This window comes from Pseudomonas sp. PVC-5-1, from assembly GCF_057444345.1.
In genome coordinates, this window is the sequence record NZ_CM172024.1 from 1,004,299 (window position 1) to 1,024,477 (window position 20,179).

At 64.4% G+C, this 20,179-nt stretch carries 17 protein-coding genes; 10 read left to right on the forward strand and 7 right to left on the reverse strand.

What is annotated here, in order from left to right:
- Positions 1 to 51: 51 nt before the first annotated feature.
- Positions 52 to 1,410: an amino acid permease gene (locus AC2T3R_RS04620; RefSeq protein ID WP_013971058.1), complete on the forward strand. Its 1,359-nt coding sequence runs from the start codon at positions 52 to 54 to the stop codon at positions 1,408 to 1,410.
- A 119-nt stretch (positions 1,411 to 1,529) separates the two neighbouring features.
- Here AC2T3R_RS04620 and AC2T3R_RS04625 read toward each other — a convergent pair whose 3' ends face one another.
- The 6 genes from AC2T3R_RS04625 to gatC all read right to left on the reverse strand — a co-directional run bounded on the left by AC2T3R_RS04625 (position 1,530) and on the right by gatC (position 6,738).
- Entirely contained in the window at positions 1,530 to 1,901 is a 372-nt protein-coding gene (locus tag AC2T3R_RS04625) for a carboxymuconolactone decarboxylase family protein (protein ID WP_046615782.1), read from the reverse strand.
- Between the two features lie 10 nt (positions 1,902 to 1,911).
- The gene (locus AC2T3R_RS04630; protein WP_038408754.1) at positions 1,912 to 2,955 is read right to left on the reverse strand and encodes a calcium/sodium antiporter; all 1,044 of its coding nucleotides are present in this window, start codon (positions 2,953 to 2,955) and stop codon (positions 1,912 to 1,914) included.
- 60 nt (positions 2,956 to 3,015) lie between these two features.
- Complete coding sequence (locus AC2T3R_RS04635; RefSeq protein WP_038408756.1) at positions 3,016 to 3,390, reverse strand: septal ring lytic transglycosylase RlpA family protein; 375 nt, start codon at positions 3,388 to 3,390, stop codon at positions 3,016 to 3,018.
- A 136-nt stretch (positions 3,391 to 3,526) separates the two neighbouring features.
- Entirely contained in the window at positions 3,527 to 4,972 is a 1,446-nt protein-coding gene (gatB, locus tag AC2T3R_RS04640; protein ID WP_013971062.1) for an Asp-tRNA(Asn)/Glu-tRNA(Gln) amidotransferase subunit GatB, read from the reverse strand.
- Between the two features lie 11 nt (positions 4,973 to 4,983).
- Complete coding sequence (gene gatA, locus AC2T3R_RS04645; RefSeq protein WP_410951384.1) at positions 4,984 to 6,435, reverse strand: Asp-tRNA(Asn)/Glu-tRNA(Gln) amidotransferase subunit GatA; 1,452 nt, start codon at positions 6,433 to 6,435, stop codon at positions 4,984 to 4,986.
- A gap of 15 nt (positions 6,436 to 6,450) precedes the next feature.
- Entirely contained in the window at positions 6,451 to 6,738 is a 288-nt protein-coding gene (gene gatC, locus AC2T3R_RS04650) for an Asp-tRNA(Asn)/Glu-tRNA(Gln) amidotransferase subunit GatC (RefSeq protein ID WP_003255165.1), read from the reverse strand.
- A 204-nt stretch (positions 6,739 to 6,942) separates the two neighbouring features.
- On the opposite strand from gatC, the gene mreB reads away from it, so the two are divergent.
- The 8 genes from mreB (at position 6,943) to tldD (ending at position 18,074) form a co-directional block, all read left to right on the forward strand.
- Positions 6,943 to 7,980, forward strand: a complete 1,038-nt coding sequence (mreB, locus tag AC2T3R_RS04655; RefSeq protein ID WP_003255163.1) for a rod shape-determining protein MreB — start codon at positions 6,943 to 6,945, stop codon at positions 7,978 to 7,980.
- A 226-nt stretch (positions 7,981 to 8,206) separates the two neighbouring features.
- Entirely contained in the window at positions 8,207 to 9,211 is a 1,005-nt protein-coding gene (gene mreC / locus AC2T3R_RS04660) for a rod shape-determining protein MreC (protein ID WP_486744706.1), read from the forward strand.
- Complete coding sequence (gene mreD, locus AC2T3R_RS04665) at positions 9,211 to 9,699, forward strand: rod shape-determining protein MreD (protein ID WP_015269051.1); 489 nt, start codon at positions 9,211 to 9,213, stop codon at positions 9,697 to 9,699. The genes mreC and mreD overlap by 1 nt, the downstream gene beginning before the upstream one ends.
- A gap of 33 nt (positions 9,700 to 9,732) precedes the next feature.
- Positions 9,733 to 10,344: a Maf family protein gene (locus AC2T3R_RS04670; protein WP_486744707.1), complete on the forward strand. Its 612-nt coding sequence runs from the start codon at positions 9,733 to 9,735 to the stop codon at positions 10,342 to 10,344.
- Positions 10,345 to 10,398: 54 nt separating this feature from the next.
- Positions 10,399 to 11,856, forward strand: coding sequence for a ribonuclease G (rng, locus tag AC2T3R_RS04675; protein WP_013971067.1), 1,458 nt, complete (start codon positions 10,399 to 10,401; stop codon positions 11,854 to 11,856).
- An 82-nt stretch (positions 11,857 to 11,938) separates the two neighbouring features.
- Positions 11,939 to 15,772: a YhdP family protein gene (locus AC2T3R_RS04680; protein ID WP_486744708.1), complete on the forward strand. Its 3,834-nt coding sequence runs from the start codon at positions 11,939 to 11,941 to the stop codon at positions 15,770 to 15,772.
- A gap of 8 nt (positions 15,773 to 15,780) precedes the next feature.
- Entirely contained in the window at positions 15,781 to 16,632 is an 852-nt protein-coding gene (locus AC2T3R_RS04685; protein ID WP_486744709.1) for a carbon-nitrogen hydrolase family protein, read from the forward strand.
- Between the two features lie 2 nt (positions 16,633 to 16,634).
- On the forward strand, positions 16,635 to 18,074 hold the full coding sequence (tldD, locus tag AC2T3R_RS04690; RefSeq protein WP_024086333.1) for a metalloprotease TldD: 1,440 nt from the start codon (positions 16,635 to 16,637) through the stop codon (positions 18,072 to 18,074).
- A gap of 51 nt (positions 18,075 to 18,125) precedes the next feature.
- Here the strand turns inward: tldD and yjgA are convergent, their stop codons facing one another.
- Positions 18,126 to 18,647, reverse strand: a complete 522-nt coding sequence (gene yjgA / locus AC2T3R_RS04695; RefSeq protein ID WP_003255152.1) for a ribosome biogenesis factor YjgA — start codon at positions 18,645 to 18,647, stop codon at positions 18,126 to 18,128.
- Between the two features lie 108 nt (positions 18,648 to 18,755).
- On the opposite strand from yjgA, the gene pmbA reads away from it, so the two are divergent.
- Positions 18,756 to 20,102, forward strand: a complete 1,347-nt coding sequence (pmbA, locus tag AC2T3R_RS04700) for a metalloprotease PmbA (RefSeq protein ID WP_085720761.1) — start codon at positions 18,756 to 18,758, stop codon at positions 20,100 to 20,102.
- The last annotated feature ends 77 nt before the right edge of the window (positions 20,103 to 20,179 follow it).

Sequence of the window (20,179 nt, forward strand, 5' to 3'; positions counted from 1 at the left end):
TTGACTGCAAACAACACAAAAACACAGCCTCACTGAGCTAAAGGACACTTCATGCAAGACCAGAGCACGCCCGAGCGGTTACAGCGCGGGCTGAAGAATCGCCATATCCAGCTGATCGCGCTGGGCGGGGCCATCGGTACCGGGTTGTTCCTGGGCATTGCCCAGACCATCCAGCTGGCGGGCCCCTCCGTCCTGCTGGGCTACGCCATTGCCGGCCTGATGGCCTTCCTGATCATGCGCCAGCTCGGTGAAATGGTTGTTGAAGAGCCCGTGGCCGGCAGCTTCAGCCACTTCGCCCACCAGTACTGGAGCGAGTTTGCCGGGTTTGTTTCGGGCTGGAACTACTGGGTGGTGTACGTACTGGTCGGCATGGCCGAGCTTACCGCGGTGGGCATCTACGTGCAGTACTGGTGGCCCGGCTTCCCCACCTGGGCCACGGCGGCGATCTTCTTCGTGGTGATCAACCTGATCAACCTCACCCAGGTTAAGGTCTACGGCGAGATGGAGTTCTGGTTCGCCCTGGTCAAGGTGGTGGCCATCGTCAGCATGATCGGCTTCGGCGCCTGGCTGCTGACCAGCGGCCATGGCGGCCCGGACGCCAGCGTGGCCAACCTCTGGCAGTACGGCGGCTTTTTCCCCAACGGCGTCACCGGCTTGGTGATGGCACTGGCAGTGATCATGTTCTCGTTTGGTGGCCTGGAGCTGGTGGGTATCACCGCCGCCGAGGCCGACAACCCGCGTCAGAGCATCCCAAAGGCCACCAACCAGGTGGTGTACCGTATCCTCATTTTCTATATCGGTGCCCTGGCGGTGCTGCTGTCGCTGTACCCATGGCAGAAGGTGGTGCAGGGTGGCAGCCCGTTCGTGATGATCTTCCATGAACTGGACAGTGACCTGGTGGCGACCATCCTCAATATCGTGGTGCTGACGGCCGCACTGTCGGTGTACAACAGCTGTGTGTACGCCAACAGCCGCATGCTGTTCGGCCTGGCCAGCCAGGGCGACGCTCCGCGTCAGTTGCTGAAGGTAAGCCGTAGCGGCGTGCCGCTGACCGCGCTGGGTGTGTCGGCTTTTGCCACCGGGCTGTGCGTGCTGATCAACTACCTGATGCCGGGTGAAGCCTTTGGTCTGCTGATGGCCCTGGCGGTGTCGGCGCTGGTGATCAACTGGGCGAGCATCAGCATCACCCACCTGAAGTTCCGCAAGGCCAAGCTGGCGGCCGGGATTACCCCGTTCTACAAAAGCTGGGGGCACCCGGTAACCAACTACCTGTGCCTGGCGTTCATCGTGCTGATCCTGGTGGTGATGTACCTGACCCCGCCGATTCGCATCTCGGTAATGCTGATTCCGGGGTGGATCCTGGTGCTGTGGGTGGCCTTCAAGATGAAGAAGGCTCGCCAGGCCAGGTAAGTAACACAGTATCGGCCTCTTCGCGGGCACGCCCGCTCCCACAGATACTGCACAGGTCTCAGAGCCTTTAGGGTCTCTGTAGGAGCTGGCGTGTCCGCGAAGAGGCCGGTACAGGCTACCTATTGGTAACTGTCGATCACTTCCTGTGCCGCACGGAACGCATCAATCGCCGCGGGCACCCCCGCATACACCGCGCAATGCAGCAGCGCTTCGCGAATTTCCTCCACCGTGCAGCCATTGTTCAACGCCCCGCGCACATGTCCCTTGAGCTCCTGCGGGCACTTGAGTGCCGTGAGCGTGGCCAGGGTAATCAGGCTGCGGGTTTTCAACGGCAGCCCGTCGCGGGCCCACACGCTGCCCCAGGCATGTTCGTTGACGAAGTCCTGCAGCGGCTGGGTAAAGTCGGTGGCATTGCCCAGGGCGCGGTCGACGAATGCATCGCCCATCACCTGGCGCCGAATCTGTTCGCCGGTTTTCTTGCTATCAGCCATGTTGTTTTCCTTAGTGTTGGCGGCGCCAGGCTCGTGCGGTGGTGTACAGCAACACCATGGCGAGCACCGGCAGTACGTAGAACAGCATCAACCGCTCCAGGCGGCCGGCCAGTGGCATGCCCATGGTAAACGCCGCCACGTGCAGCCCATAGGCCAGGTACAGGCAGAGGAACACCAGGCCTTCGGCGCGAGTGATGCGGTAGCCGGAATAGAACACCGGCAGGCTCAGCGCAGCAACACCCAGCATTACCGGCAGATCGAAGGCCAAGGCGTTGGGCGAGATCGACAGCGGCTCGGGAGTGACCAGCGCGGTCAGGCCCAGCACGGCCAGCAGATTGAACAGGTTGCTGCCGATCACTGTGCCCACGGCGATTTCCCGTTCACCGCGCAGGGCGGCGATCAGCGCAGCGGCCAGTTCCGGCAGGGAGGTGCAAATGGCAACGACAGTCAGGCCGATGATGCGCTCTGACAGGCCCAGGTCGGTGGCCACCTCCACGGCGGCTTCCAGCAACAAGTGACCTGCCAGGCTGAGCAGGCCCAGGCCGGCCAGCACCTGCAGCAGCGTGCCCGACCAGAAGCGCCCGGCGCTGCTGGTGACGGTGGTCGGTGCGGGGTAGGTGCGGGCGTAGTGGCGCGACTGGTGCCAAAGCATTGCCAGGTAGCCGACCAGTCCGGTCAGCAGCAACACCCCTTCGGCCCGGCCCAGGTGGCCGTTGGCGGATAACGCGTAGACCAGGCCGCTGGCGACGATCATCAGTGGAATGTCCAGGCGCACCAGTTGCCGCGACACGCGCAGCGGGATGATCAGTGCGGCCAGGCCGAGAATGACCAATACGTTGAATATGTTGCTGCCGATAACGCTGCCCACCGCCACGTCCGGCGCGCCCTGGTAGGCGGCCTGCAGGCTCACGGTCATTTGCGGGGCAGTGCTGCCGAAGGCCACCAGGCTCAGGCCGATGATCAGCGGGCGTACGTGCAGGCGCTGGGCCAGGCGCAGGGCTGCGCGTACCAGCAGTTCGGCACCGCCGATCAGCAACAGCAGGGCGATGCCCAGTTGCAGGAGGCTGGAGGTGGGAAGGGTAGCCAGGTCGAAAATGGTCGGACTCCTGTCGCGTCAGTCGCTAAGCCCTTGTACTCGCACGCGCGCGGTTCCGCTACGGATCATGCCGATTTTTTCTGCGGCGGCACGTGAAAGATCGATCAGGCGGCCGCGGGTGTGTGGGCCACGGTCATTGATGCGCACCACGACGCTGCGCTGGTTGGCCAGGTTGGTCACCCGTACCCGACTGCCGAAGGGCAGGCTGCGGTGAGCGGCGGTGAGGCCGTGCTGGTTGAACGGTTCGCCGCTGGCGGTGCGTTTGCCGTGGTGGCGAGAGCCGTAATAGGAGGCGGTGCCGGTCTTGTCGTAACCGTCGGGGTCGATGTCCTGGCTGGCGCAGCCGGCCAGCAGGGAGAAGAGGGCGAGGGTGCTCAGGGATCGCTTTAGCAAGTCAGGAGGTCTCCAGTGCAGCCATTCACGGGCTTGCCCGCTCCCACAGGTATATCACCGCCTGTGTAAGCGGCGCAGTATCTGTGTGAGCGGGCAAGCCCGCGAACGAGGGCAAAGCCCTCGCAGCATATTCAGGTCACCCTTCGAGCTTGGCCTTGAGCAATTGGTTCACTTGCCCCGGGTTGGCTTTGCCTTTGGAGGCTTTCATCGCCTGGCCGACGAAGAAGCCGAACATCTTGCCACGCTTGGCCTCGTCGGCTGCGCGGTACTGTTCGACCTGCTCGGCGTTGGCCGCCAGCACTTCGTCGAGCATCTTGTCGATCGCACCGGTATCGGTGACCTGCTTCAGGCCCTTGCTTTCGATGATGCTGTCGGCATCGCCTTCACCGGCGGCCATGGCCTCGAACACGGTCTTGGCGATCTTGCCGCTGATGGTGTTGTCACGGATACGCAGCAGCATGCCGCCCAGCTGTGCGGCGCTGACCGGCGCCTGGTCGATCTCGATGCCCAGCTTGTTCAGCAGGCTACCCAGCTCGACCATGACCCAGTTGGCAGCCAGCTTGGCATCGCCACCGATCTTCACCACTTCCTCGAAGTAGTCCGCCTGCTCGCGGCTGGAAGCCAGCACGTTGGCGTCGTAGGCCGACAGGCCGTACTGGTTCTGGAAGCGCTCGACCTTCTGCGTCGGCAGTTCCGGCAAGCCGGCGCGGACGGTTTCGAGGAAGCTGTCCTCGATCACCACCGGCAGCAGGTCCGGGTCGGGGAAGTAACGGTAGTCGTTGGCTTCCTCCTTGCTGCGCATGGAGCGGGTCTCGTCCTTGTTCGGGTCGTACAGACGGGTTTCCTGTACCACCTTGCCGCCGTCCTCGATCAGGTCGATCTGGCGCTGGATCTCGCTATTGATCGCGCGTTCGATGAAGCGGAACGAGTTGACGTTCTTGATCTCGCAGCGGGTGCCGAACTCGGCCTGGCCTTTCGGGCGGATCGACACGTTGCAGTCGCAACGCAGCGAGCCTTCGGCCATGTTGCCGTCGCAGATGCCCAGGTAACGCACCAGCGCGTGGATTGCCTTGACGTAGGCCACGGCTTCCTTGGCGCTGCGCATGTCGGGCTCGGAGACGATTTCCAGCAGCGGGGTGCCGGCACGGTTCAGGTCGATGCCGGTGGAGCCGCTGAAGTCTTCGTGCAGGCTCTTGCCGGCATCTTCTTCCAGGTGCGCGCGGGTTACCCCGATGCGCTTGATGGTGCCGTCTTCCAGGGCGATGTCGAGGTGGCCCTTGCCGACGATCGGCAAGTCCATCTGGCTGATCTGGTAGCCCTTTGGCAGGTCCGGGTAGAAGTAGTTCTTGCGCGCGAACACGTTGCGCTTGCCGATCTCGGCATCGATGGCCAGGCCGAACATGCACGCCATGCGCACGGCTTCCTGGTTCAGTACTGGCAGTACGCCAGGCATGCCCAGGTCAACCAGGCTGGCCTGGGTGTTCGGCTCGGAACCGAAGGTGGTGGCGCTGCCGGAGAAGATCTTCGACTGGGTGGCGAGCTGAGTGTGGATTTCCAGCCCGATCACAACTTCCCATTGCATGTGTGAATTCCTCAGAAGCCGTTGGGGGCGCGGGTGTGCCAGTCGGTCACTTGCTGGTAGCGGTGCGCGACGTTGAGCAGGCGGCCTTCCTGGAAGTATGGCGCCAGCAGCTGCACGCCGACCGGCAGGCCATCGACGAAGCCGGCCGGCATCGACAGGCCCGGCAGGCCCGCCAGGTTGGCGGTGATGGTGTAGACGTCTTCCAGATAGGCGGCGACCGGGTCGCTGCTCTTGGCGCCGAGCTTCCAGGCCGGGTTTGGCGTGGTCGGGCCGAGGATCAGGTCGACGTCGTTGAAGGCGGCCATGAAGTCGTTCTTGATCAGGCGGCGGATCTGCTGCGCCTTCACGTAGTAGGCGTCGTAGTAGCCGGCCGACAGGGCGTAGGTGCCGACCATGATGCGGCGCTGCACTTCGACACCGAAGCCTTCGCCACGCGAACGCTTGTACAGGTCGGTCAGGTCTTTCGGGTTCTCGCAGCGGTAGCCGAAGCGCACGCCATCGAAACGCGACAGGTTGGACGAGGCTTCAGCGGGGGCGATCACGTAGTAGGCCGGGATGGCGTGCTGCATGTTCGGCAGGCTGATTTCCTTGACCACCGCGCCGAGCTTTTCCAGCTCCTTGACGCTGGCCTGGACCAGGTCGGCGATGCGTGGGTCGAGGCCGGCACCGAAGTACTCCTTCGGCAGGCCGATGCGCAGGCCTTGCAGCGAAGCATTCAGGTTGGCGCTGTAGTCCGGCACCGGTTCTTCGATGCTGGTGGAGTCCTTGGCGTCGAAACCAGCCATGCCTTGCAGCAGCAGGGCGCAGTCCTCGGCGGTACGGGCCAGCGGGCCACCCTGGTCGAGGCTGGAGGCGTAGGCGATCATGCCCCAGCGCGACACGCGGCCGTAGGTTGGCTTGAGGCCGGTGAGGTTGGTCAGTGCCGCCGGTTGGCGGATGGAGCCGCCGGTGTCGGTGCCGGTGGTGGCTGGCAGCAGGCGTGCAGCCACTGCCGCGGCCGAACCGCCCGACGAGCCGCCCGGGACGTGCTCAAGGTTCCATGGGTTCTTCACCGCGCCGTAATGGCTGGATTCGTTGGCCGAACCCATGGCGAATTCGTCCATGTTGGTCTTGCCCAGGGTGACCATGCCGGCTTCAGCCAGCTTGGCAACCACGGTGGCGTCATACGGCGCCTTGAAGTTGTCGAGCATCTTCGAGCCGCAGCTGGTGCGTATGCCGTTGGTGCAGAACAGGTCCTTGTGGGCGATGGGGGCACCCAGCAGCGCGCCGGTTTCGCCAGCGGCGCGACGGGCGTCGGCGGCACGCGCCTGGCCCAGGGCCAGGTCGTCGGTGACGCTGATGAAGCTGTTGATCTGCGGGTCGAGCTGCTTGATGCGCGCCAGTAGGGCGCCGGTCAGCTCTTCGGAGGAAAACGACTTGTCGGCGAGTCCGCGGGCGATCTCGGCCAGGGTCAATTGATGCATGGCAGGCACTATCCCTTACTCGATGACTTTGGGAACCAGGTACAGACCGCTTTCGGTCGACGGCGCGATGGCCTGGTAGGCGTCGCGCTGGTTGCTCTCGGTGACCTGGTCGGGACGCAGGCGCTGGCTGGCCTCCAGGGGGTGGGCCAGTGGCTCGATGCCGGTAGTGTCGACCGCTTGCATCTGGTCGACCAGCCCGAGAATGCTGTTCAGTGCGTCAGTAATGCGTGGCAGTTCGCCATCATTCAGGCCCAGACGGGCCAGATGGGCGATCTTTTCCACGTCGCAGCGTTCAAGCGCCATGGGGATCTCCAGGGGAAACAAAGACCGGAATTCGGGTCCGCAGTGAGGAACATGTCAGCTTTCTGGCGGTCTAACGGCCGCGAAATTCTGCTGGCGTGCTCGGAAAAACAGCCAATTTAACATATTGGCTCCTTGCCCAAAATCCCTGCCATTGTTAGAGTTTGCCGCACTTTTTACCCACGCTTTCCCCAGGGTCACTTTCCCATGTTCAAGAAACTGCGTGGCATGTTTTCCAGCGATCTGTCCATCGACCTGGGTACTGCCAACACCCTTATTTACGTGCGTGAGCGCGGTATCGTCCTGAATGAGCCCTCGGTTGTTGCCATCCGTACCCATGGCAACCAGAAAAGCGTCGTCGCCGTCGGTACCGAAGCCAAGCGCATGCTGGGCCGTACGCCTGGCAACATTGCTGCCATTCGTCCGATGAAGGACGGCGTCATCGCCGACTTCAGCGTTTGCGAAAAAATGTTGCAATATTTTATCAACAAGGTTCACGAGAACAGCTTCCTGCAGCCGAGCCCGCGCGTGCTGATCTGCGTGCCGTGCAAGTCGACCCAGGTAGAGCGCCGCGCCATTCGCGAATCGGCGCTGGGTGCCGGTGCCCGTGAAGTGTTCCTGATCGAAGAGCCGATGGCCGCCGCCATCGGTGCCGGCCTGCCGGTCGAAGAAGCCCGCGGTTCGATGGTCGTCGATATCGGTGGTGGTACCACTGAAATCGCACTGATCTCCCTGAACGGCGTGGTCTATGCCGAATCCGTCCGCGTTGGCGGCGACCGCTTCGATGAAGCCATCGTCACCTACGTGCGCCGCAACTACGGCAGCCTGATCGGCGAGTCCACCGCCGAGCGCATCAAGCAGGAAATCGGTACCGCCTACCCGGGCGGCGAAGTACGCGAAGTCGACGTGCGCGGCCGCAACCTGGCCGAGGGCGTACCGCGTGCCTTCACCCTGAACTCCAACGAAGTGCTCGAAGCGCTGCAGGAGTCCCTGGCGACCATCGTCCAGGCGGTCAAGAGTGCCCTGGAGCAATCGCCGCCCGAGCTGGCTTCGGACATCGCCGAGCGTGGCCTGGTGCTGACCGGTGGTGGCGCACTGCTGCGTGACCTGGACAAGCTGCTGGCCCAGGAAACCGGCCTGCCGGTGATCGTCGCCGAAGACCCGCTGACCTGTGTCGCCCGTGGCGGCGGTCGCGCCCTGGAGATGATGGACAAGCACGCGATGGACCTGCTCTCCAGCGAGTGATTCCGCTCGCTGTTCACGAGCGCCCGGTTTACAGGTAGTACGCACAGTGCTACCTGTATGTGCTGGGCTGGCGCCCGTTCGTGGCGCCGTATCCGTCAACCCGCAACCAGGCTGGTGCGTTGTCCCATGTCCAATGACCTCCTGAGTCGTCCACGAGGAACGGCCCATTAAACCGCTTTTCTCCAAGGGCCCTTCGCTGGGCGTTCGCCTGCTCGTCCTGGTGGTGATGTCGGTCGCGTTGATGGTTGTCGACGCGCGCTTCGACGTGCTCAAACCAGTGCGCAGCCAGATGGGCCTGGTACTCATGGAGTCGTACTGGATCACCGACCTGCCGCAGCGTGCGTGGCAAGGTGTGGCCGGCCAGTTCGGCAGCCGTACGGAACTGATCGCCGAGAACGAAAAGCTCAAGACCGAAGCCCTGCTGCTGCAGGGGCGCCTGCAGAAGCTGGCGGCCCTGACCGAGCAGAACGTGCGCCTGCGCGAACTGCTCAACTCCTCGGCGCTGGTCAACGAAAAGGTCGAAGTGGCCGAGCTGATCGGTGTCGACCCCAACCCGTTCACTCACCGCATCCTGATCAACAAGGGCGAGCGTGATGGCGTGTTCCTTGGCCAGCCGGTGCTCGATGCCCGTGGCCTCATGGGCCAGGTGGTCGAGCTGATGCCGTACACCTCGCGGGTACTGTTGTTGACCGATACCACCCACAGCATCCCGGTGCAGGTCAACCGCAACGGCCTGCGCGCCATCGCCAGCGGCACCGGCAACCCGGAGCGCCTGGAGCTGCGCCATGTGGCCGATACCGCCGACATCAAGGAAGGCGACCTGCTGGTCAGTTCCGGCATGGGGCAACGGTTCCCGGCCGGCTACCCGGTGGCCACGGTCAACGAAGTGATCCACGATTCCGGCCAGCCGTTCGCCATCGTTCGTGCCATCCCCACCGCCGCGCTCAACCGTAGCCGCTACATGCTGCTGGTGTTCAGCGACCGACGCAGCCCGGAACAGCGCGCCACCGATGCCGCCATTGCCCAGGAAGAGGCTGACCGCAAGGGCACCTCGGCCGCAGGCCAGCCGGCCACGACGGGTGAGCAGGGCGCACCAGCTGGCAGCGCCCCTGCCGCGCCGGCCACATCAGCGGCCCCGACAGCCCCGGCTGCTCAGCCTGCAGCTCCGGCGGCGGCACCTGCCACGCCGGCTACCGCGCCTGCCGCACCCGCTCACACCCGGAGGCAATGATGGCTGCATCACGCCGCAACAACGGCTGGGTCATCTGGCTGACTTTCGCCATCGGCCTGCTGCTCAGCGTCTCGCCCATGCCGCAGTTCATGGAAGTGTTCCGGCCCATGTGGCTGGCCTTGCTGGTGTCGTTCTGGACCCTCGCCGTCCCGAACAAGGTCGGCATGACCACCGCGTTCGTGCTGGGCCTGGCCGAGGATGTGCTGTACGGCACCCTGCTGGGGCAGAACGCGCTGATCCTCACCCTCATCACCTTCCTGGTGCTGTCGTTGCAGCAGCGCCTGCGCATGTTCCCCATGTGGCAGCAGAGCCTGGTGATCCTGGTGATCTTCGGCATTGCCCAGCTGATCCAGCTGTGGCTCAGCGCGCTGACCGGCAACCGTCTGCCCACCCTGGCGCTGGTCTGGTCGGCGGTGATCAGTGCCTTGCTCTGGCCGTGGATCAGCTTCGCCCTGCGCGACCTGCGCCGACGCTTGCATATCAACTGACGGCGCTGCCGCGACTGACAGGGAGATGTCTGCATGAACCCGCTATACCTGGCCTCCGGCTCGCCCCGTCGTCGTGAACTGCTGACCCAGATCGGTGTGCCGTTCAGCGTCGTCAGTGCCCCCATCGATGAAACCCCACTGCCCGATGAAAGCGCACCGGCCTACGTCGAGCGCCTGGCCCGGGCCAAGGCTGCCGCTGGCCTGGCCTGCCTCGAAGGCCCGGCTGTGGTGCTTGGTGCAGACACTGCCGTGGTCCTCGATGGTCGTATTCTCGGCAAACCGGAAAACCGCGAAGGTGCCCTGGCAATGCTGGCCGGCCTGTCGGGCCGCGAGCACCAGGTCCTGACCGCGGTCGCCCTGAGCGACGGCCAGCGCGTGCTCAGCCTGTGCGTCACCAGCAAGGTGCGCTTCCGTGCGATCAGCGCCGACGAAGCGCAACGCTACTGGGCCAGCGGCGAACCGGTGGACAAGGCCGGCGGCTATGCCATCCAGGGTTTGGGCGCAGTGTTTGTCACCGGTCTTTCCGGCAGCTACTCGGCGGTGGTCGGCTTGCCCCTCTGTGAAACGGCCGAATTGCTTGGCCAGTTCGGCATTGCCTGCTGGCAATCGCTTGCGCATACGCCAGAGGTAACAAACCAGCGGTAGCCAGCACTGCATACGCCATCCATCATTACCCAAGACCTTTGACGAGAGCCTGCCATGAGTGAAGAGATCCTGATCAACATCACCCCGATGGAGTCGCGCGTGGCGGTGGTGGAAAACGGGGTGCTGCAGGAAGTACATGTCGAGCGCACCCAGCGCCGGGGCATCGTCGGCAATATCTACAAAGGCAAGGTGGTGCGCGTGCTGCCGGGCATGCAGGCGGCCTTTGTCGACATCGGCCTGGAGCGCGCGGCATTCATCCATGCCTCGGAGATATCCCAGCGCGAAGGCTCGGCGGTAGAGAACATCACCGCCCTGGTGCACGAGGGCCAGGCCCTGGTGGTGCAGGTGACCAAGGACCCGATCGGCACCAAGGGCGCGCGCCTGACCACCCAGCTGTCGATCCCGTCGCGCTACCTGGTGTACATGCCGCGCAGCAGCCATGTCGGCATTTCCCTGAAGATCGAAGACGAAGCCGAGCGCGAGCGCCTCAAGCAGGTAGTCAGCGACTGCATGGAAAGCGAGAACATCAAGGACGCCGGTGGCTTCATCCTGCGCACCGCCGCCGAAGGCGCACGCGCTGAAGAGATTCTGCAGGACATTCGCTACCTGCGCCGCCTGTGGGAGCAGATCGGCACCCAGATCAAGACCTGCGGTGCGCCCACGGTCATCTACGAGGACCTGGGCCTGGCCCTGCGTACCTTGCGTGACCTGGTCAACCCGAAGATCGAGAAGATCCGCATCGACTCGCGGGAAACCTTCCAGAAGACCACGCAGTTCGTTGGCGAACTGATGCCGGAAATCGCCGACCGCCTCGAACATTACCCGGGCGAACGGCCGATTTTCGACCTGTATGGCGTCGAGGACGAGATCCAGCGTGCACTGGAGCGCAAGGTGCCGCTGAAGTCCGGTGGCTACCTGGTGGTCGACCCGGCTGAAGCGATGACCACCATCGATGTGAACACCGGCGCCTTCGTCGGCCATCGCAACCTTGAAGAGACCATCTTCAAGACCAACCTCGAGGCCGCCACCGCGATCGCCCGGCAACTGCGCCTGCGCAACATCGGCGGCATCATCATCATCGACTTCATCGACATGGAAGACGAGGAGCACCAGCGCCAGGTGCTGCGTACTCTGGAAAAGCAGCTGGAGCGCGATCACGCCAAGACCAACATCATCGGCATCACCGAGCTGGGCCTGGTTCAGATGACCCGCAAGCGCACACGCGAAAGCCTGGAACAGGTGCTGTGCGAGCCCTGCCTGGCCTGTCAGGGCCGTGGCAAGCTGAAAACCCCCGAGACCATCTGTTACGAAATCTTCCGCGAGATCCTGCGCGAGGCCCGTGCCTACCAGGCCGAAGGCTACCGCGTGCTGGCCAACCAGAAGGTGGTCGATCGGTTGCTGGATGAAGAATCCGGTAACGTCGCGGAGCTGGAAGCCTTTATCGGCCGAACCATTCGTTTCCAGGTGGAGTCGATGTATTCGCAGGAACAATACGATGTGGTGCTGCTCTGAGGCCTTCTGAAACGCGCCGCAGGTGGCCCGGGCTGGAAAATCCGGGGCTACGGGCCATCATGGATAAACGACCTGGAGGGCCATGGCCATGGGACGTCTGACCCGCGTTCTTGTCGCCTTGACCCGCTGGGCGCTGGGCGTTTGCGCCCTGCTGGCGGTACTGGTGGCGCTGTATGTCAGCCTCGGCCGCGAACTGGTGCCGTTGGTGGCCGAGTATCGCGCCGATGTGGAAAGCAAGGCCGAGCAGGCTTTGGGCCTGCCCGTGCACGTTGGTGCCCTGGAAGGTCGCTGGAGCGGCCTGGCACCGGTGCTGCGGGTGCGCGACCTGCAACTGGGCGATGGGGCGACGGCCCTGCGCTTTGACGACGTCAAGGTAGTCCCCGATGTCTGGGCTAGCCTCACTGCCCGAGAAGTACGCCTGGCACGCATTCAGTTGGGCGGCCTGCAGTTGATTCTGCGCGAGAACGAGCAGGGCGCCTGGAGCCTCGAAGGCCTGCCGAAGAAGGACGATGCGCCGCTCGACCCCGCCGAGTTGTTGCAGCGACTGCGCCAGTTGGGCCGCATCGATGTGTTCGACAGTCAGGTCACCCTGCACCCCTGGCAGCGCGACCCGTTGACCCTGACTTATATGAGCGTTGGCCTGCAGGCCGGAGCTTCGCGCCATGCCCTGGACCTGCGCGCGACCCTGCCCGATGGCCAACCCTTGTCGCTGAACCTGCGCAGTCGTGCCACGCCCAGCGCCTGGCGCGACGGCCAGGTCGAAGCCTATTTGAGCCTGCCACAGAGTGACTGGGCGCGTTGGTTGCCGCCACGCCTGCTGGGCCAGTGGCATGCCGACGCCCTGCGGGCGGGCGGCGAGTTCTGGGTGGACTGGAGCAAGGGGCAGTTGCAGCAGGCCGTTGTACGCCTCAATGCACCGGAGCTGCACGGTGCCTATGCCGGGCGCAAGGCGGCCAAGCTGAACAATCTGGCGCTGGGTGCCTGGTTCCAGCGCCAGGAGCAAGGCTTCGATGTGGTAGTCGACTCCCTGGCCATGGACGTCGGCAAGACCCGTTGGGAGTCGCACCTGCAATTGCAGCAGCGTCCAGGCGAGGACGCTGCCGCGGAAAGCTGGAACGTGCAGGCCGACCGCCTCGACCTCACGCCGTTGACACCGCTCGTCGATGCCCTGGCGCCACTGCCGGACAAGGTCATGGCCGTGGTCGATGGCCTGAATGTTACCGGCGCGTTGCGCAATGTGCGTCTGGTAGCTCGGCCCAAGGCTGAGGGTGACCAGCGCCTGCAGTTCGAAGCCAACCTGGAGAAGGTCGGTTTCGATGCCTATCACAATGCCCCGGCAGCCGGTAATGTCAGCGGCAGCATCAGCGGAGACCTTGGTCATGGCGAACTGCGCCTTGATACCGATGCGTTCATGCTGCACCTGTACCCGATCTTCGCCAAACCCTGGCATTACCAGAAGGCCAATGCGCGCCTGACATGGGCCCTGGACAAGGAGGGTTTCACCCTGGTCGCGCCTTACCTCAAGGTACTGGGCGAGGAGGGCAAGATCGCCGGTGACTTCCTCATTCGCCTGTTGTTCGAAGAAGGCCGTGAAGACTACATGGACCTGCGCGTCGGCCTGACCGAAGGCGATGGCCGCTACACCGCCAAGTACCTGCCCGAGGTGCTCAGCCCGGCACTCGACGAATGGCTGCGCAGTGCGATCGTCAAAGGCACGGTGGACGAAGGCTACTTCCAGTACCAAGGCTCGCTGAACCATGGTGTCGCGCCGGAAGCCCGCAGCATCAGCCTGTTCTTCAAGGTGCGTGATGCAGCCCTGGACTTCCAGCCGGGCTGGCCGCAGGTGCAGCACGTGGATGGCGATGTGTTCATCGAGGACAGTGGTGTGCGCATCAAGGCCCAGCGTGGCGTACTGCTCGACACCAAGGTCAGTAATGTGAGCGTCGATATCCCGCATGTCGATGAGGGCCAGCAAAGCCACCTGTACCTCGATGGTGACTTCGACGGGAGCCTGGGCGATGGCCTGAAGATCCTCAAGGAGGCGCCAATCGGCACTGGCGAGATATTTGCCGGCTGGGAGGGCGAGGGGCCGCTCAAGGGCAAGGTCAAGCTCGACATCCCGTTGGCCCGCGGGCAGCGGCCGAAAGTGCAGGTAGACTTTGCCACCGACGATGCGCGGTTGAAGGTTGCGCCGCCGAGTCTGGAGTTGAGCCGCCTGAAGGGTGACTTCAGCTTTGATTTGGACAAGGGCTTGAGCGGCAAGGGCATCAGCCTGCAAGCGTTCGGCAAGCCTGTTACGGCACAAATCACCGCCGAAGGCCAGCCCGGGCAGATGCAGACACGCGTCAACGCCAGCGGCCAGGTGTCACTCAAGGCTCTGACCGACTGGCTGCAGTTCAAGCAGGCCTTGCCGGCGTCCGGCGACCTGCCTTACCAGTTGCAGCTCAGCCTGGGTAGCCGGGACAACCGTCTGAGTGTCGATTCCAGCCTCAAGGGCTTGGCCATAGACCTGCCGGCACCGTTCGGCAAGGCAGTGGCTGATACCCGTGACACACGCTTCAGCATGACCCTCCAGGGGCCGGAGCGGCGCTTCGATGTCGCCTACACCGACCTTGCCCGCTTTGCCTATGCCGCACCGGCAGAGAAGCTGGGGCAGGGGCGTGGCGAGTTGCTGCTGGGCGCCGGTGATGCCCAGGTACCTGCCGGCCAGGGCCTGCGAGTGCGCGGGCACCTGGAGACGCTGGACCTGGGGCCCTGGCAGGAACAGGCGGCGCGCCTGGCTGGCGATGACCCGGGCGGTAGCGCGAGGCAGAACCTGCAAGGCGTAGACCTGAGCATCGGCCAGCTGAAAGCCTTTGGCCTCGACCTGAACCAGGCCGTGGTGCGCCTGGCCCGTGGTGGCCCCGCCTGGGATCTGCGCTTCGATAGCAAGGAAGTCATCGGCAACGCCCGGGTGCCGGATGCCAAGGGCGCGCCAATGGTGGTGCGCATGCAGACCTTGCGCCTGCCCGCCGCCAGCGCGGCTGAAAAGCAGGCAGAGGCACAGGCCGAGGAGGGCCCGGACCCGCTGGCTTCGTTCGACCCGCGCAAGGTTCCGGCACTGGACCTGAGCATCGACAAGCTCTATCGCGGTGACGACCTGTACGGCAGTGCGTCGCTCAAGCTGCGGCCGACCGCGCGTGGTGTGACCGCCAGCGATATAGACCTCGACTTCAAAGGCCTGCGTATCGATGGTGGCGGTGGCTGGGAAGGCGAACCGGGAAAAACCGGCAGTTGGTACAAAGGGCGCCTGGACGGCAACAACCTGGCGGATGTGCTCAAGGCCTGGGGCTTTGCGCCGACCGTGACCAGCCGCGACTTCCGCCTGGATGTGGATGGCCGCTGGCCGGGTTCGCCGGCCTCGGTGAGCCTCAAGCGCTTCTCCGGCAGCATGGACGCAGCCCTGCGCACCGGCCAGTTCGTGGAGGTCGAGGGCAGTGCCCAGGCGCTGCGGGTGTTCGGCCTGCTGAACTTCAACTCCATCGGCCGGCGCTTGCGCCTGGACTTCTCCGACCTGTTCGACAAGGGCCTGGCCTACGACCGTGTCAAAGGCTTGCTGGTAGCCAGTGACGGTGTCTATGTGACCCGCGAGCCAATCGCCGTGACTGGCCCGTCGAGCAACTTCGAGCTGGACGGCACCTTGGACCTGGTGCGCGACCGGGTCGATGCCAACCTGCAGGTAAGTCTGCCAGTGACCAATAACCTGCCGCTGGCAGCCCTGATTGTCGGCGCGCCAGCCGTGGGCGGGGCGCTATTCCTGGTGGACCGGCTGATCGGTGACCGGGTGTCACGCTTCGCCAGCGTGCACTACCGTGTCGAAGGTCCGGTGAAAGAGCCTAGAATCACATTTGTGAAACCTTTCGAGAAATCCCGTTAGGAGTGCCCATGAAGGCAGCGGTAATCCAGATGGTCAGCCAGGACGATGTGCTGGCCAACCTGCAGCGCGCCGGTGCCCTGTTGGAGCAGGCCGCCTCTGGCGGCGCACGGCTGGCGGTGCTGCCGGAAAACTTCGCTGCCATGGGCCGCAAGGACACCGCTGCCATCGGCCGCGCCGAAGCGTTGGGCGAAGGGCCGATCCTGCCATGGTTGAAACGCACCGCCCGCGACCTCAAGTTATGGATTGTCGCCGGTACCTTGCCATTGCCACCGGTCGGCCAACCTGAAGCCAAGGCCCATGCCTGCTCGCTGCTGATCGACGAACACGGTGAGGTAGCGGCACGCTATGACAAGCTGCACCTGTTCGATGTGGACGTTGCCGACAATCGTGGCCGTTACCGCGAGTCCGACGACTATGCCCACGGCGCCCAAGTGGTGGTGGCCGATACGCCAGTAGGGCGGCTGGGGCTGAGCGTGTGCTACGACCTGCGCTTCCCCGAACTGTACAGCGCACTGCGCGCCGCCGGCGCGGAACTTATCACTGCGCCAGCCGCCTTCACTGCGGTAACGGGCGCGGCACATTGGGAAGTGCTTGTGCGCGCCCGTGCCATCGAGACCCAGTGCTACCTGCTGGCTGCGGCACAGGGCGGCACCCACCCGGGGCCACGGGAAACCCATGGCCATGCGGCGATCGTCGACCCCTGGGGGCGCATCGTCGCTGAACAGGCGCAAGGTGAAGCAGTATTGCTCGCCGAACGCGACATTGACGAACAAGCGTCCATCCGGGCGCGCATGCCGGTGGTATCGCACCGGCGCTTTTTCTCGCAGGGCGCGTTGCGGCCTGCGCACACCTCGGAGTGACTATGAGCCAGATGTTATCCACCGTCAGCGAGCAGCTCCTGGCCCCAGGCGGCTTGACCCTGGACAGCCTGCAGAGCGTGCTGGGTGAGTTGGCCGGCCCCGGCATCGACGCCGCCGACCTGTATTTCCAGGGCCAGATCTCGGAAACCTGGGCGCTGGAAGACGGCATCGTCAAAGAGGGCAGTTTCAACCTCGACCAGGGCGTGGGCGTGCGTGCCCAATCCGGTGAAAAGACCGGCTTTGCCTACAGCAACGCGATCAACCTCGAAGCGCTGACCTCTGCCGCCCGTGCCGCCCGTTCGATCTCGCGTGCCGGGCAGAACGGCAAGGTGCAGGCCTTCCGCAGCCAGGACGTGACCGCGCTTTACCCGGCGGACAACCCGCTGGATGTGCTCAGCCGTGCCGAAAAGGTCGAACTGCTCAAGCGTGTCGACGCCGCCACCCGCGCCCTTGACCCGCGTATCCAGCAGGTCAGTGTGAGCATGGCCGGGGTATGGGAACGCATCCTGATCGCAGCCGCCGATGGCAGCCTGGCCGCCGACGTGCGCCCGCTGGTGCGCTTCAACGTCAGCGTCATCGTCGAGCAGAATGGCCGCCGCGAGCGTGGCGGGCAGGGTGGTGGCGGGCGTACCGACTACCGCTTCTTCACCGAAGAGCGGGTCATGGGCTATGCCCGCGAAGCGCTGCGCCAGGCCCTGGTGAACCTGGAGGCGATCCCGGCACCGGCTGGTACTCTACCGGTGGTGCTGGGTTCGGGCTGGTCGGGCGTGCTGCTGCACGAGGCTGTCGGCCATGGCCTGGAGGGTGACTTCAACCGCAAGGGCAGTTCGGCGTTCAGCGGCCGCATTGGCGAGAAAGTGGCGTCGAGCCTGTGCACCATTGTCGACGACGGCACCCTCGAAGGCCGCCGTGGCTCGCTGAGCGTGGATGACGAAGGCACCCCGACCGAGTGCACCACATTGATCGAGAACGGTGTGCTCAAGGGCTACATGCAGGACAAGCTGAACGCGCGCCTGATGGGCATGGCGGTGACCGGCAACGGCCGCCGCGAATCCTACGCGCACCTGCCGATGCCGCGCATGACCAACACCTACATGCGTGCGGGCGAAAGCGACCCGCAGGAAATCATCGCTTCGGTGAAGAAGGGTATCTACTGCGCCAACCTCGGCGGTGGCCAGGTGGACATTACCAGCGGCAAGTTCGTGTTCTCGACCAGTGAGGCCTACCTGATCGAAGACGGCAAGATTACCGCGCCGGTGAAGGGGGCGACCCTGATCGGCAACGGCCCGGAGGCGATGAGCCGGGTGTCGATGGTCGGTAACGACCTGGCGCTGGACAGCGGGGTAGGGACTTGCGGCAAGGACGGGCAGTCGGTGCCGGTGGGGGTCGGGCAGCCAACCTTGAAGCTGGATGCGATCACCGTGGGCGGTACAGGGGCGTGATGGCTTCGGGTGTGGGAGCGGGCTTGCCCGCTCCCACAGGGGCCCAGCCTGTCAGCGCAACCCGCGCTGCAGCTCGTCGAGATCGCGGATGTACTTGAACACCTTGCGCGCGGCGGCAGGCGGCTTGTTCCGGGCCTTCTCGTGCTGGGCATGGCGTACCAGCGAGCGCAGCTGCTGGCGGTCGGTGTCGGGGTATTCGTTGACGAAGCGTTCGAGGTCTTCGTCATTACCGTCGATCAACCGGTCGCGCCAGCGCTCCAGGCTGTGGAAGCGCTCGTTGTACTGGCGGGTCGAGCTGTCCATCTGTTCGAGCAGGGCGTGGATGGCATCCAGATCCTGCACGCGCATCAGCTTGCCGACAAACGACATGTGGCGTTTGCGGGCACCGTGAGCGGTGTGCTTGCTGGCTTCGGCCAGGGCCTTGCGCAGCTCGTCGGTCAACGGCAGGCGAGCCAGAGTATCGGCCTTGAGCGTGGTAAGGCGCTCGCCGAGTTCGACCAGCGCATGCAGCTCGCGCTTGATCTGAGTTTTGCTTTTTTCGCCGTCGAAGGCGTCGTCGTTTGAATCAACCATGGTGGCAGTCCGCTAGAAATCGCCGCCATGATAACCAGTCGGGGGCCGCTTGTCCGGCCCGGTCGTAGAATGACCCTCGCCGAACGCAGAATTTGAGTGGAGAGAACCATGAGTGCAGTCCAGAGCGTAGGTCCGAAGGACCTGCCAGCATTGCAGGAGCAGGTCGAGGCGATCATCGCCGAGGCGCGCCGCCAGGGGGCCAGTGCCTGCGAGGTGGCGGTGTCGCTGGAGCAGGGCCTGTCCACCACGGTACGTCAGCGAGAGGTCGAGACGGTCGAGTTCAACCGCGACCAGGGCTTTGGCATCACCCTCTATGTGGGCCAGCGCAAAGGCTCGGCCAGCACCTCGGCCAGTGGCCCGGAAGCGATCCGCGAAACCGTCGCCGCGGCCTTGGCGATTGCCAGGCATACCTCCGAGGACGAATGTTCCGGCCTGGCCGACGCAGCGTTGATGGCCCGCGATATCCCGGACCTGGACCTGTACCACGACTGGAACCTCGAGCCAGAGAAGGCCATCGAGATGGCCCTGGCCTGCGAAGCGGCGGCGTTCGACGCCGACCCGCGCATCCTCAATGCCGACGGTACCACCCTCAATACCCACCAGGGTTGCCGCGTGTATGGCAACAGCCATGGTTTCATCGGTGGCTACGCCTCGACCCGGCACAGCCTGAGCTGTGTGATGATCGCCGAAGGCGACGGCCAGATGCAGCGTGACTACTGGTACGACGTGAACCGGCAGGGCAACCTGCTGGCCGACCCGCGTAGCATCGGCATGCGCGCTGCCCAGCGTGCAGCCAGCCGTCTGGGTGCGCGGCCGGTGCCGACCTGCGAGGTGCCGGTGCTGTTCTCGGCCGAGCTGGCCGGTGGCCTGTTCGGCAGTTTCCTGTCGGCCATCTCCGGCGGCAACCTGTACCGCAAGTCGTCATTCCTGGAGGGGACCATCGGCCAGCGCCTGTTCCCCACCTGGCTGACCCTCGACGAGCGCCCGCACATTCCGCGGGCACTGGGCAGTGCCGCATTCGACGGCGATGGCCTGGCTACCTATGCCAAGCCGTTCGTCGACAAGGGTGAGCTGGTGTCGTACCTGCTGGGTACCTATTCCGGGCGCAAGCTGGGTTTGCCAAGCACTGCCAACGCTGGTGGTGTGCACAATCTGTTCGTCAGCCATGGTGTCGAAGACCAGGCGGCGCTGATCCGGCGCATGGGCCGTGGGCTGCTGGTGACCGAGTTGATGGGGCATGGCCTGAACATGGTGACGGGGGATTATTCCCGTGGCGCGGCAGGCTTCTGGGTCGAGAATGGCGAGATTCAGCACGCAGTGCAGGAAGTGACCATTGCCGGGAACATGAAAGACATGTTCCAGCAGATTGTCGCGATTGGCAGCGATCTTGAGACCCGCAGCAACATTCATACCGGGTCGGTGCTGATCGAGCGGATGACTGTGGCGGGTAGCTGATTCATAGCCTGTACCGGCCTCTTCGCGGGTAAACCCGCTCCTACAGGAATCGCATAAGGCTCCAGTCTTATGCAGAA